We start from the raw sequence: 14,368 nt of genomic DNA, 5'->3' as shown, positions 1-14,368 counted from the left end.
ATGACTTGCGTCTTTGAGCATAACCGGGATGCCCAGAACCTTTAACTTAGTCGATCGCAGTTTACTGCTCGCGGTACGTGAGTCATTTATTGCCTTACTGCCGTTTTTGTTGATTAACGCCCTGCTGGCCCTGTTGCCGGTGCTGGCGTACGCAACATTACCTGAGTTAGCCAAAACGCCTGCGTTTGCCTGGTTTGAAGGGCTCAGTGTGACACTGGCGCGGCTGTTTCCGCTGCTGGCGATGCTTTCACTGTCGTTTCACTTAGCCAAATATCTTGAAGTGTCGCCGGTCGCCTCGGCAACCTTGTCCCTGTGCCTGGTTTTTTCCCTGCACGTGCATTCGACGGGGCACGAAATGCTTGGTGACTACCTGATGTTGGTGCTCAGCGACCCGCGTGTGGTCTTGACGCCTATTCTGGTGGCCTATGTGCTGCAGCGTTTTTTGGCCATGAGCCGTTTGCGGCTTATCCGTGGCACCGAGCTTAGTGCCTATCTGCAGCAACACATTAATTTTATCCTGCCGATGCTGCTGACCTTTGTGGTGGTTTTTTTGCTGCTGCGTGGTGTCAGTGAGGGCTTGGTTTACCTCTTTTCACCGATTATCGAGTGGGTGACAGGGCTTCAGCCCCTTGGTCAAACCATGTTCAGGGTGCTCTTGTCGCATTTGCTCTGGTGTTTCGGTGTGCATGGCGATAATGCCTATTTGCTGCTGATGGGCGCCGATAACGGGGCGCAGCTGTTTGCCCCCAATCTGACCATCAGCCAGTTTATGGATCTCTTTGTGCTGCTTGGTGGCAGCGGCGCGACCATGCCTTTGCTGATAGCGATTTTTCTGGAGGGTCGCCGCGGTCAAAACCATAATCTGGCCAAAATCGCAGCGCCGTTTTCACTGGTAAATATCAACGAGTTGCTCATTTACGGTTTGCCAATCGTGTTTAACCCCCGACTAGCTATCCCCTTTGTGCTGCTGCCGTGCCTTAACGTGTTTATTGCCTGGGCGGCGATTAGGGGCGGACTGCTTACTTTTGATGGGGTGGCATTTCCCTGGGTAACGCCCATTTTCTTAAATGGCTGGATTGCGTCCGGTGGCTTTGGGGTGATGGTGCTGCAGCTGATATTGCTGTTGGTTGGCGTATTCATCTACCTGCCTTTTATCCGCCGCTACAGTGTGTTTGCCGACAGTAACAGTTTCGATCGCGAGCTTATCAAGCGCGCCGAGTTGCAGCTCGATATAGAGCGTATGTCTGAGCTGCAATACAGCCGCACCCAATCGGAAACCCTGGCTGCCTCCCGCAACCTTGAAAAAACGGTGCGTGAGGTGCTGAGCGGTGAACTTTTGGTGTATTACCAGCCCAAGCTCAAGTTGCCGGAGAGAAAAATCATCGGCTTTGAAGCGCTCCTGCGCCTGAAAGACGCCAGCGGCCAAATCAAGGGGCCCTGGTTTATCGATGCCTTCCAAAAGGCGGGCTATTCCCATGTGATTGACCGGTTTGTGATTACCACTGTTGCAGAGGATTTGGCCCGCTGGCGCGAAATGGGATTCACCCCCAGGGTCAGTATTAATCTGGACCCCAACAACCTTGGGGATGTTAAACTTATCGACCGCCTCAGTGTGTCGCTGGGTGAATTTGCGCCGCAGATTGAAGTCGAAATCCTCGAAAGTGCCTTTATGCAGGACCCAGAGGGGATAAACCTTGCGATAGATCAGCTGCAGTCGCGCGGATTCCGTTTTTTGCTGGACGATTTTGGTACCGGTTTTTCCAGTCTCAGTTTGCTGACGCAAATTCGCGTGGATGGCATTAAGCTTGACCGCAGCATGCTGGCAAAAATTGCCGAAGATAAGGGGCGGGTGCTTTACCAGGAAGTGTGCGGCCTGTGTCATTCGCTCGGCTTTACCCTGGTTGCCGAGGGGGTTGAGACTGAGGCTGAGGCGGATTTTGTGGCGAGTGCCGGGGTTGGTTTTGTGCAGGGATGGTTATACGCCAAGGCTATGCCTGTTGATGCCGCCCATGATTTTGCCAAGCGCTTTAATTCGGGTGAGAGCGACAATCTTGCTGCGAGCTTAAGAGAGTCTGGCTAAACAGGTGATGCCATGTTGTTATCGCAGCTTGCCAATGCCTTAGGTAAGAGTTTTTCGCAATGTGGATTCAAAATTGGGAACAGGTATGACACCCAGTGCCGAGATGTTACTTCTCCCTTACCGGGATTTATCCTTAAGCGCCTGGGACAGACTCAGGCTTGGTTTCAGTCTGTGTGTTCATGCGGGGCTTGCGCCTGTGGCCTTCAAAGGCGGCGATGCGGAAGCCTATTGGTTTATGTGTGATAACCAGCTTTATCACTGCGGCCGCTGCAACAGCTATCAGGCAGAGTGGCAGGTGCGGCCGCTGTCACTTTCAGCAAGCTTGACGCCGATGACGCTTGAGGCCATTCCGCAGTCTCAGCTTGGTTTTTTATTGGTTGAAACGGCGCATTTTGATCACTGCTGAGTTTGGGGTTTAGCGATGCACTCACGTCAATCGAGCGCGTTTTTCCCCCAAGCAAAGCCAATTCTGTGGTTGCAACAGCGAAGACTCAAACTCAATCTCAAACTCAAAATCATGTTTAAAAAGCGCCAATAAAAAACCGCCTTTCGGCGGTTTTTTTATTGGCTTGCGGCGATTACAGACCCGAGTCTGCGCGCAGCGCTTCGGCCTTGTTGGTCTGCTCCCAAGGGAACTCGCTGCGGCCAAAGTGACCGTAAGCGGCAGTCGCCTGGTAGATAGGACGGGCCAGGTTCAGCATTTCGGTCAGGCCGTATGGGCGCAGGTCGAAGTGACGGCGTACCAGTGCAATCAGCTTGTCTTCAGGCAGCTTGCCGGTACCGAAGGTCTCGATGCTGATAGAGGTTGGCTCGGCCACACCGATAGCGTAGGACACCTGGATTTCACAGCGATCAGCCAGACCGGCAGCCACGATGTTTTTGGCAACGTAACGGGCGGCGTAAGCGGCTGAGCGGTCAACCTTGGATGGGTCTTTACCGGAGAAAGCGCCGCCACCGTGACGGGCCATGCCGCCGTAGGTGTCAACGATGATCTTACGGCCAGTCAGACCACAGTCACCCATTGGACCGCCGATAACGAAACGGCCGGTTGGGTTGATAAAGAACTTGGTGTCACGGCTCAGCCACTGGGCTGGCAGTACTGGCTTGATGATGGTTTCCATCACGCCTTCTACCAGATCGGCCTGTGACACAGAGTCGCAGTGCTGGGTAGAGAGAACGATGGCATCGATGCCGATGATTTTGCCTTCGTCATAGGCAAAGGTCACCTGTGACTTGGCGTCCGGGCGCAGCCATGGCAGGGTGCCGTCTTTGCGCACTTCAGACTGACGCTTCACCAGCGCGTGGGCGTAGGTGATAGGAGCTGGCATCAGCACGTCGGTTTCGTTGCTGGCGTAACCGAACATCAGGCCCTGGTCGCCCGCGCCCTGCTCACGTGGGTCACTGCGGTCAACACCCTGGTTGATGTCGGGTGACTGCTTACCGATGGCGCTCAGCACTGCGCAGGAATTGGCGTCAAAACCCATATCTGAATGGGTATAACCGATTTCGCGCACCGTCTTGCGGGTCAGCTCTTCAATGTCGACCCAGGCTGAGGTGGTGATTTCACCGCCTACCATCACCATGCCGGTTTTTACGTAAGTTTCGCACGCAACGCGGGCCTTGGGATCCTGGGCCAGAATGGCGTCGAGCACGGCATCGGAAATCTGGTCTGCAATTTTATCTGGATGACCTTCTGAGACCGACTCAGAGGTAAACAAGTGTTTTGCCATGTTGGGAAAATCTCGTCTTTAAGCGTTAAACGTGTAGAAGCATCTACATCTAGATGGCCATTTTAGTTGAAATTACGTTCACAATCATCCCCCGGATCAGAAAATTTACTGCTAACTGTGACGCAGCCGGAATAGAGTAATAGGCTTGTTTTGCTTAAGGAATTTATTTAGTTCAACGATTTCATGATGATAAGCGGAAATTTGGTCTAAATTGCAGCCGCATCGTTTTTTTGGACGTTCAGCCACAGGCGATATGCCCTGACCGCTGTGGCTGGGATGGAAATTTAAATTTGCGTCAACAAGCCCTTGTAAGGGAAAATATGCGCCTACAATTGCCCGAAAAGCCTCAATACAAGCAGGAGAGAGCATGTCTCGTAAACAACTCGCCAACGCTATCCGCGCACTCAGCATGGACGCCGTTCAAAAGGCCAACTCCGGTCACCCGGGTGCCCCAATGGGTATGGCCGATATCGCCGAAGTCCTGTGGCGTGGTCACCTGAAGCACAACCCCACCAACCCACAGTGGGCCGATCGCGACCGTTTCATCCTCTCCAATGGCCACGGCTCTATGCTGCACTACTCGCTGCTGCACCTGGCCGGCTACGACCTGACAATTGAAGATCTCAAGCAATTCCGTCAGTTGCACTCACGCACTCCGGGCCACCCAGAGTACGGTTATGCCCCTGGTATCGAAACTACCACCGGCCCTCTGGGTCAGGGCATCACCAACGGCGTGGGTATGGCCATCGCTGAAAAAGTGTTGGCGGCTCAGTTTAACCGTGACGGTCACGACATCGTTGACCACTTCACCTATGTGTTCATGGGTGACGGCTGTTTGATGGAAGGTATCTCCCACGAGGCTTGCTCACTGGCGGGCACTCTCGGTCTTGGCAAACTGATTGCCTTCTGGGATGACAACGGCATCTCCATCGACGGTCACGTAGAAGGCTGGTTCAGCGATGACACGCCGAAGCGTTTCGAAGCCTACGGCTGGCATGTGATTGCCGGTGTGGACGGCCACGACGCCGACGCCATTGATGCAGCCATCAAGGCTGCCAAGGCTGACCCACGCCCAACCCTGATTTGCTGCAAAACCATTATCGGTTATGGCTCACCAAATAAGTCTGGCTCACACGACTGCCACGGCGCGCCGCTGGGCGATGCTGAAATCGCCGCTGCCCGTGAGTTCCTTGGCTGGAAGCACGATCCATTCGTTATCCCTGCTGATATTTATGCCGAGTGGGATGCCAAAGAAGCCGGTAAAGTGGCCGAAGCTGCCTGGAATGAAAAGTTTGCCGCTTACGCCGCCGCTTACCCAGAGCTGGCTGGCGAATACCTGCGCCGCGTGAAGGGCGAACTGCCTGCCAACTTTGGCGCAGAAGCTCAGGCCTACATCGAGAAGCTGCAGAACAACCCTGCCAACATCGCTTCCCGTAAAGCCTCGCAAAACGCCCTGGAAGCCTTCGGTGCCATGCTGCCTGAGTTCCTTGGCGGCAGTGCTGACCTGGCGCCATCCAACCTGACCATGTACTCACGCTCCAAGTCCATCACAGGTGACGATGCCAGCGGCAACTACCTGCACTATGGTGTGCGTGAGTTCGGTATGACTGCCATCATCAACGGTATCGCCCTGCACGGTGGCTTTGTGCCATACGGCGCGACCTTCCTGATGTTTATGGAATATGCCCGTAACGCCATGCGTATGGCTGCGCTGATGAAGGTGCAGAACATCCAGGTGTACACCCACGACTCTATCGGTCTGGGCGAAGACGGCCCGACTCACCAGCCGGTGGAGCAAATGGCTTCGCTGCGCGTAACCCCGAACATGAGCACCTGGCGCCCATGTGACCAGGTTGAGTCTGCCGTGGCCTGGAAATACGCCATCGAGCGCAAAGACGGCCCGACCTCGCTCATCTTCTCGCGTCAGAACCTGGCACAAATGCCACGCACTGCCGAGCAGCTCGCCAATGTCGCCAAGGGCGGTTACGTGCTGGTAGACAGCGCGGCTGCGCCTGAGCTCATCATCATTGCCACCGGCTCTGAAGTGGAACTGGCCGTGAAGGCGCAGGCTGCACTGACTGCCAAGGGCAAGCAGGTGCGCGTGGTGTCCATGCCTTCTACCGACGTGTTCGACAAGCAGGATGCGGCCTACAAAGAAGCCGTTCTGCCTGCCAACGTCACAAAACGCGTGGCCGTGGAAGCGGGTATTGCCGATTACTGGTATAAGTATGTGGGTCTCAATGGCCGCATCATCGGCATGACCAGCTTCGGTGAATCTGCGCCAGCCAATCAGCTGTTTGAAATGTTCGGCTTCACCGTCGACAAGGTGGTTGCTGCCGCCGACGAGCTGCTGGGCTGATTGCGAGCAAGGCGGATGCCTGCATCCGCCGTCTGAACGACAAGCCGTTCAGGTCCTGCCGGCAGGGGAGTCGGCAGGGCTCTTTACCTCCCCTGAGGATTTGCTCACCACTATGATCCGTGTTGCAATCAACGGTTATGGCCGCATTGGCCGCTCGGTACTGCGGGCGCTTTATGAGTCCGGTAAGCGCGGGCAAATGCAGCTGGTTGCCATTAATGAACTGGCCAAACCCGAGGCCATAGTCCACCTGACCAATTACGACACCACCCATGGTCGATTTCACACCCGCGCCTCACTCGATGACGGCATGATGCATCTGGGTGATGACCGTATCCAATTGCTTTGCATTGAAGATGCCGCCGCGCTGCCCTGGCGTGAGCTGGATGTTGACCTGGTATTTGAATGTACCGGCGCCCTCAACGACAGAACCAGTGCCGAAGCCCATATTCATGCTGGCGCCCGTAAGGTGCTGATAAGCCATCCGTCTTCTGCTGATATCGACGCCACCATAGTGTATGGCGTGAACGAAGGCACGCTTAAAGCCACTGATACCGTGGTCTCCAACGCCTCCTGCACCACCAACTGTCTGGTGCCGGTTATCGATGTGCTCGACCGCCACTTTGGCGTGAAAAGCGGCGCCATCACCACCATCCACTCGGCGATGAACGACCAGCAGGTGATTGATGCCTACCATGACGACCTGCGCCGCACCCGCGCCGCCAGCCAGTCGATTATTCCGGTGGACACCAAGCTTGCCCGCGGGATTGAGCGTATTCTGCCGCAGATGAAAGACAAGTTTGAAGCCATCTCGGTACGGGTGCCCACCATCAACGTTACCGCCATTGACCTCTCGGTGACGCTGGAAAAACAGGTGGATATCGCCACAGTGAATGCGGCGCTCAAGGCCGCCGCAGATGGCAGTGCCAGCGGCATACTGGGCTACACAGATGAGCCTCTGGTATCATGTGATTTTAACCATGACCCGCGCTCCAGCGTGGTGGATGGAACCCAGACCCGGGTCAGCGCCGGGCACCTGGTAAAAATGCTGCTGTGGTGCGACAACGAGTGGGGTTTTGCCAACCGCATGCTCGATACCGCATTGGCGATGGTCGCCACAGAAAAGGCGTGACCCTACAAGACTATTAAGGGCTGCAAGGAAAAGCGGCTCTCGCAAGAATTTGTTTTTGATTAAAAATAAGGAAGCAATACCATGGCAATTATCAAAATGTCAGACCTGGATCTCAACGGCAAGCGCGTGCTTATCCGTGAAGATCTGAACGTTCCCGTGGCCGATGGCGTCGTCACCAGCGATGCCCGTCTGCGTGCCTCTTTGCCGACCATCAAACTCGCGCTCGAAAAAGGTGCGGCTGTGATGGTGATGTCACACCTGGGTCGTCCGACCGAAGGCGAATACAACGAAGAGTTCTCCATGAAGCCGGTGGTTAACTACCTGACGGCCGCACTGGATTGCCCTGTGCGTCTGGTCACCGATTACCTCGATGGCGTTGACGTGGCCGTTGGCGAAGTGGTGGTGTTCGAAAACGTTCGTTTCAACAAGGGCGAGAAGAAGAACGACGAGGCGCTGTCGAAGAAGATGGCAGCTCTGTGCGACGTATACGTGATGGACGCCTTTGGTACCGCGCACCGTGCTGAAGCCTCTACCAACGGCGTGGGTCTGTACGCCCCTATCGCCTGCGCAGGTCCACTGCTTGCTGAAGAGCTTGATGCGCTCGGTAAGGCGCTGGACAACCCCGCCCGTCCGCTGGTGGCCATCGTGGGTGGCTCCAAGGTATCGACCAAGCTCACTGTACTTGAGTCACTCTCCGGTATCGTTGATCAGCTGGTGGTGGGCGGCGGTATCGCCAACACCTTTATTGCCGCAGCCGGTAACCAGGTAGGTAAGTCGCTGTATGAAGCCGACCTGATTGATGAAGCCAAGCGACTGGTGGCCAATGCCCAGAGCCGTGGTGGCGATATCCCTGTGCCGACTGATGTGGTAGTGGGTAAAGAGTTCAGCCCGAATGCCGTTGCTACCCTGAAAAATGTGAGTGACGTCGCCGCCGACGATATGATTTTCGACATCGGCCCAGACAGCGCCGAGGCCCTGGCTGCCATCCTCAAGAACGCTGGTACCATAGTCTGGAACGGCCCTGTGGGTGTATTCGAGTTCGACCAGTTCGGTGAAGGCACCAAGCGCATCGCCCAAGCGATTGCCGAGTCTTCTGCCTTCTCTATCGCCGGTGGCGGTGACACTCTGGCGGCCGTGGATAAATACGGTATTGCCGATAAGGTGTCTTACATCTCTACCGGTGGCGGTGCCTTCCTTGAGTTCCTCGAAGGCAAAGAGCTGCCAGCAGTTGCCATGCTCAAAGCGCGCGGCAACTAAGCTTAATAGTTTTAAGTTATTATAATTAAAAGAAACCGCCTCCCGGCCCGACCGGGAGGTATAAAAATCAGTCCAAACGATAGCGACCTCGGTGACCCAACCAAGGATGTCACCCTATTTAATGGAGTAAAAAATGGCCCTTATTTCCCTTCGTCAGTTGCTGGACCACGCGGCAGAGCATGGTTACGGCGTTCCGGCGTTTAACGTAAACAACCTCGAGCAGATGCGCGCCATCATGCAGGCGGCCGAAGCCACCGATAGCCCTGTGATTGTGCAGGCCTCTGCCGGTGCCCGTAAGTACGCCCGTCCTCAGTTCCTCAAGTACCTGATGAACGCCGCCCTCGAGCAGTATCCTGATATCCCTGTGTGTATCCACCAGGACCACGGCACCCACCCCGACGTGTGCCAGCGTTCTATCCAGCTGGGTATGAGCTCGGTGATGATGGACGGCTCTTTGATGTCCGACGGTAAAACCCCGGCTTCTTACGAGTACAACGTCGATGTAACCCGCAAGACAGTGGCATTTGCCCACGCCTGTGGTGTGTCGGTTGAAGGTGAAATCGGCTGTCTGGGCAGCCTCGAAACCGGTACTGCCGGTGAAGAAGATGGCATCGGCGCCGAAGGCGTACTGAGCCACGATCAGCTGCTGACCACCGCCGAAGAAGCCGCGCGCTTTGTGGCCGACACCCACGTTGATGCCCTGGCCATCGCCATCGGTACCAGCCACGGTGCTTACAAGTTCAGCCGCAAGCCTACCGGCGATGTGCTGCGTATCGACCGCATCAAAGAAATCCACGCCCGCATCCCCAACACCCACCTGGTAATGCACGGTTCATCGTCTGTGCCTCAGTACTGGCTGGAAATCATCAACCAATACGGTGGTGACATTCCTGAGACCTACGGTGTGCCGCTGGAAGAAATCGTCGAAGGCATCAAGCACGGCGTGCGTAAAGTGAACATCGATACTGACCTGCGTCTGGCCTCTACCGGCGCGGTACGTAAGTTCCTGGCCGAAAACCCACGTGAATTCGACCCACGTAAGTTCCTCAAGGCCTCCATGGAAGCCATGGCCGAGATCTGTACCGAGCGTTACGAAGCCTTTGGCTGTGCCGGTATGGCTTCGAAAATCAAGCCGCTGTCACTGCAGGCCATGTACAAGCGTTATCAGACCGGCGAGCTGGATCCGAAGATCAACGGTTGATCCTGTTGCCGGCCAATACCGGTAAGCCGATAAAAACACAGCTAAAAGCCCGCAGATTGCGGGCTTTTTTATTTTGCTGCCGGGGCTTTTTGATTTTACAGGCAAGGCATTTCGATTTTGCGGCCATGACCTTTGTTTTAGCCATCAAGGTTTTTTGACGTTAACCCTGGGCACTTTTCATGACGCGGCGCGACTATTTCATCAGTTCGTTGAGAATTGTGCAGTCTGATTGTTTTAATTTGGGTAAAAACTCAGGTTGGACTTGTTTTTCTACTTTGCTTTCAGTAACGTGCGCTCGAATTTTAACCTTAAGGACTGACTGACATGGAAGCCGTTTTACCCGAAGGCGGGGTTATCCCTGCTTCGAGCGCCGACGCACCCGCGCCAAACTCTGTAACCCAATCTGCTGCACCCATCGCACTCGATGCGCTGGTGTACCCCAAAGAAAAACCGCTGTTTGCCATTTTGGCTGTTATTGCAGCCTTGCTGTGGCTGACCTTGATTGTACTGACCAAGGGCTTGGCACTCCTGTTTGTGCTGATGTTTTTCATCGCCTATCTGTTTGGTCACTCTGCCTTTATCAGCTACCTCAAGGGCACGGCGGTGGAAATTACCGCTGACCAATTCCCCGAGCTTCATGCCCGGTTTCTCGAGAGCTGCAAGCGCCTTGAGATAAAGACGCCGCCGCGCGCCTATCTCTTTGCCGCCGATGGCATGCTCAATGCGCTCGCGACCCGCTTTTTACGCCGTAACTATGTAGTGCTGTTCTCATCGATTGTGGATGCGCTTAAACAGGATCCGGACGGGATCAATTTCTACATGGGCCACGAGCTTGGCCATATCCGCCGTGGTCACCTCGGCAGTGGCCCGTTTCTGGTGCTCTCAAGCTGGCTGCCGCTGCTTGGACCTGCCTATGCCCGCGCCTGCAAATACAGCTGCGATCTGCACGGTTTGCGCTGCACCAATAGCTTAGAGTCCGCAAGCCGTGCCGTGGCTGTGCTGGCCGCCGGCTCAGAGCAGTGGCGCAATATGAACCTTGATGCCTATATCCGCCAAAGTGAAGAAAGCCGTGGTTTCTGGATGAGCTTTCATGAGCTTGGCGCGAGCTACCCCTGGCTGACCAAGCGCATGGGCCATCTCAAGGCCCGCGCCGAAGGCAAGCCCTATGTGGCACCGGGGCGCAGTGTGCTGGCTTGGTGTCTGTCACTCCTGATGCCGCGTACCGGCAATCCGCTGGGGGCGATGATCTTCTTCTTTATGATCCTGGGCGTAGTGGCAGCCTTGCTGCTGCCGAAAATGTCCGGCATGACCGACAAATTACCGGGGCTGCTGGGCGGTGGTCTGTCGCAGGACAGCAGCCAATGGGACCAGAGCTATAGCGATCAAAGTTATACGGATCAAAGCGCTGCTGACCAAAGCTATGCGGATCAAGGCGGCGCCAATGCGGATGCCCAGGGTACCACAGGCGTATTTGCTGAGGATGGCAGCGGGGCTGACAGCTCGGCTGAGGTCGCCTTCGATGCCGGTAACCCGCAGCAGTCTGCTGCCGATATTGCCGCGCAGCTGGGTGGATTCAAGCCTATTCAGGAGCTTATCACCACCCACTACCAAACCACCCAGGCATGGCCTGAGTCGGTGGATGTGCCTGAAGGTCTGCCGGTTATTCAGCTGTATGAACAGGGCATAATCGGTTTCACCGGCTCAGACGCCCTTGGCAGTTTCCAGGGCTACGAAATTTACCTTATTCCTGAGGTTCACGAAGCGGGTATCGAGTGGGTATGTCACTCGCCGGATATTCCCAACGAGTACCTGCCTGAGCAGTGTCAGGGATAATGCTCAAAAGGCCGCCGCTTGGCGGCCTTGTTGTTTTTATGCGGGCATGGCGGGGCAACACTTGCTAGCATGTGTTAACCGCCGTTTGGGCACAGTATGTCAGGAGTAAAGCATGGCGTTGGATTTTTCCCCCTTCAGATTTGATAACACCCTGGTCAGGGATTTACCCGGATTTTATGAGCCATGGCAGGGGGCAAGGGTGCCCAATCCGCAGCTGGTGTGTCTTAACCTGCAGCTTGCCGATGAGCTTGGCATGGACATGCGCTACAGCGCCGATGACCGGCTGGCGGCATTTTTCAGCGGCATGTTAAACGCAGACGGCAGTGAGCCGGTGGCGCTGGTTTATGCCGGCCATCAGTTTGGCGGCTTTTCACCGCGTCTGGGCGATGGCCGGGCCTTGCTGCTTGGTGAAGTCATAGATACCCATGGGCGGCGACGCGACATTCACCTTAAAGGTTCCGGGCGTACCAATTTTTCCCGCGGTGGTGATGGCAAGGCGGTGCTTGGCCCTGTGCTGCGCGAATACCTGATGGGAGAAGCCATGCATGCCCTCGGAGTGCCGACTACCCGTGCCATTGCGGCAGTCAGCACAGGTGAGCATGTGTACCGCGATGGCATTAAGCCCGGCGCCGTGCTCGCCCGAGTGGCGGCAAGCCATATTCGGGTTGGCACTTTTGAGTACTTTGCCGCCCGGCAGGACCATGAGGCGCTCAAGGCCCTGGTCGACTACAGCCTGGCGCGCCATTATCCGTTAATGCATGAGCCATCAACTCAGGAGCAGTCAACTCAGGAGCCGTCAGTTCTAGAGCCGTCAACTCAGGAGCCGTCCACGCCGGAGAGTAAAGAGCACACCGCCACCAATCCGGCGTTGGCACTGCTTGAGCAGGTCGCGGATGCGCAGGCGGCGCTGGTTGCCCGCTGGATGGGCCTTGGCTTTATTCACGGGGTGATGAATACCGATAACGTGACCATCTCAGGTGAAACCATAGATTACGGCCCCTGCGCCTTTATGGAGGCTTACGATCCCCATACCGTATTCAGCTCCATCGATGCCGACGGCCGCTATGCCTATGGCAATCAGCCGGGCATTTGCCGCTGGAATCTCGCCCGCTTTGCCGAGGCGCTGCTGCCTTTGCTTGCAAAGGATGAATCCGAAGCGCTTGCGCTGGCTCAGGGCGTGCTTGACCGCTTTGCCGAGGTTTACACCCGCGAGTGGCTTGCTGTATTTGCGCCCAAGTTTGGTATCGCCGCGCCCGAAGAGGACGATCTGGACCTGTTTATGGGTTTTCTTACCGAGCTTGGCAAGCTTGGGCTTGATTTTACCCAGGCGTTTCGCGCGCTGGCGTTCAGTCTCGAGACAGAGGTTCAGGATGAGCGCCATATTCTGTCGCTCTGGCGCGCATCAGGCGTGAATAGCTGCGCCGATACCGCCTCATTGCTTGCTTGGCTTGAGCGCTGGCGCGCACGGCTTGGCGGCGAGCCGCCCGAGCAGACCCGCGCACGCATGCTTGGCGCCAATCCGATTTATATTCCGCGCAATCACCTGCTGCAGGCGGCGCTCGATGATGCTGAGGCCGGTGATATGGCGGCATTTGAAGCGCTGCTGGCGCTGGTGTGCCGTCCCTTTGATGAGCAGCCGGGCAAAACCGGTTACGCCATGCCAGCGCCCAAAGACAGTGCGCCGTTTCGTACTTTTTGTGGTACCTGATGCTGCATAATTGCGATAAATAAGTGAAAAATCCTTATAGAAGACAATGCTGAAGTTTCAACTTTTCGCCCCTGGGTGGTACTATCCCCTGCGAAATTTGGAGTAATAAAGTCTGATAAGGATAAAAATATGTTCAACAAACTGCTGATTGGAGTGCTGCTTCCCGGCGCCATTTCCCTGCCTGCGCTGGCTGGGGCCGATTTTATTGAGGGCGACAATACCTTCGCCGGCGAAGCAGAGCTTGGCGCAACCCTGACCACGGGCAACACCGACACCAGCTCGCTCAAGGGTCGCCTTGGCCTGAAGCATGAGCTTGGCAACTGGGAAAACCAGTACGTGCTCGAAGCGCTGTACAAGGAAGACACAGATGTGGTGACCGCCGAGCGCTACTTTGCCGGAGCCCAGGGCAATTATCGTTTCGATGACGATGATTATCTGTTTGCCAACAGCAACTACGAGCAGGATCCTTTCACAGGTTACGACTACAAGTTCACCGCAGCCGCAGGTTATGGTCACCGCTTTGTCGATACCGGCAAGACCATATTTGATGTGGAAATCGGCCCCGGTTATCAGTACCAGCGCCTCGACAGTGAGCAGGCGCAGCTGCTCGGTTACAGTTCAGATGCCAGCGTGGTTGCCCACGGCGTGATGAACTTTGAAACCGAGATCAGTGATTCATCCAAGTTCCGCCAACTGGTGGTGGCCGATTACGGTGACAAACTCGAAGCCCGCAGTGAAACCTCGCTGACGGCGAGCATTATAGGTGCGCTGGCGATGAAATTTGCCGTGGTGGTGCGCTATAACAGCGAGCCGCTGGAAGGAAAAAAGAGCACCGACACCGAAACCAACATGACCTTGCTGTACGCGTTCTGAGTCAGTCAGTCTTCATTGAAAAGGCGCCCCAGGGCGCCTTTTTTGCGTTTATTTATTACCACCTTGTAGGTAAATGTAAAAAAAGAATGAAATTTTCCCTGATTCAGCCAAAGCTTATTCAAGGAAAGTTGCGCTCAATCAACAATTGCCGCTCGCGGGGCATGCTACTTTCAGCGCAAATGACGACAACTAAGGCAA

At 55.6% G+C, this 14,368-nt stretch carries 10 protein-coding genes; 9 read left to right on the top strand and 1 reads right to left on the bottom strand.

The annotated features are described in order from the left end of the window. Nucleotides 1-28: 28 nt before the first annotated feature. A complete protein-coding gene (locus tag KJI95_RS03450; protein ID WP_214505753.1) occupies nt 29-2,080 on the top strand; it encodes an EAL domain-containing protein in 2,052 nt (683 codons plus the stop codon). A gap of 85 nt (nt 2,081-2,165) precedes the next feature. After that, nucleotides 2,166-2,486: a hypothetical protein gene (locus tag KJI95_RS03445; protein WP_214505752.1), complete on the top strand. Its 321-nt coding sequence runs from the start codon at nt 2,166-2,168 to the stop codon at nt 2,484-2,486. Nucleotides 2,487-2,658: 172 nt separating this feature from the next. On the opposite strand, the gene metK is transcribed toward KJI95_RS03445, so the two are convergent. Further along, on the bottom strand, nt 2,659-3,810 hold the full coding sequence (gene metK, locus KJI95_RS03440) for a methionine adenosyltransferase (protein ID WP_214505751.1): 1,152 nt from the start codon (nt 3,808-3,810) through the stop codon (nt 2,659-2,661). A gap of 367 nt (nt 3,811-4,177) precedes the next feature. On the opposite strand from metK, the gene tkt reads away from it, so the two are divergent. The 7 genes from tkt (at nt 4,178) to KJI95_RS03405 (ending at nt 14,170) form a co-directional block, all read left to right on the top strand. After that, nucleotides 4,178-6,169, top strand: coding sequence for a transketolase (gene tkt, locus KJI95_RS03435; RefSeq protein ID WP_214505750.1), 1,992 nt, complete (start codon nt 4,178-4,180; stop codon nt 6,167-6,169). Nucleotides 6,170-6,281: 112 nt separating this feature from the next. Then, complete coding sequence (gene epd, locus KJI95_RS03430; RefSeq protein WP_214505749.1) at nt 6,282-7,298, top strand: erythrose-4-phosphate dehydrogenase; 1,017 nt, start codon at nt 6,282-6,284, stop codon at nt 7,296-7,298. A gap of 81 nt (nt 7,299-7,379) precedes the next feature. Next, nucleotides 7,380-8,555 carry a phosphoglycerate kinase gene (locus KJI95_RS03425; protein WP_214505748.1) on the top strand — a complete coding sequence of 392 codons (1,176 nt, stop codon included), beginning with the start codon at nt 7,380-7,382 and terminating at the stop codon, nt 8,553-8,555. 133 nt (nt 8,556-8,688) lie between these two features. Next, nucleotides 8,689-9,756, top strand: a complete 1,068-nt coding sequence (gene fba, locus KJI95_RS03420; RefSeq protein WP_214505747.1) for a class II fructose-bisphosphate aldolase — start codon at nt 8,689-8,691, stop codon at nt 9,754-9,756. 324 nt (nt 9,757-10,080) lie between these two features. Then, nucleotides 10,081-11,589, top strand: a complete 1,509-nt coding sequence (locus KJI95_RS03415; RefSeq protein WP_214505746.1) for a M48 family metallopeptidase — start codon at nt 10,081-10,083, stop codon at nt 11,587-11,589. Between the two features lie 112 nt (nt 11,590-11,701). Beyond that, complete coding sequence (locus KJI95_RS03410) at nt 11,702-13,297, top strand: protein adenylyltransferase SelO (protein WP_214505745.1); 1,596 nt, start codon at nt 11,702-11,704, stop codon at nt 13,295-13,297. Between the two features lie 129 nt (nt 13,298-13,426). After that, nucleotides 13,427-14,170, top strand: coding sequence for a DUF481 domain-containing protein (locus tag KJI95_RS03405; RefSeq protein WP_214505744.1), 744 nt, complete (start codon nt 13,427-13,429; stop codon nt 14,168-14,170). The last annotated feature ends 198 nt before the right edge of the window (nt 14,171-14,368 follow it).

It is taken from the genome of Shewanella jiangmenensis, from assembly GCF_018596335.1.
Lineage (GTDB): Bacteria > Pseudomonadota > Gammaproteobacteria > Enterobacterales > Shewanellaceae > Shewanella > Shewanella jiangmenensis.
This window is presented reverse-complemented; position numbering and strand designations above follow the sequence as displayed.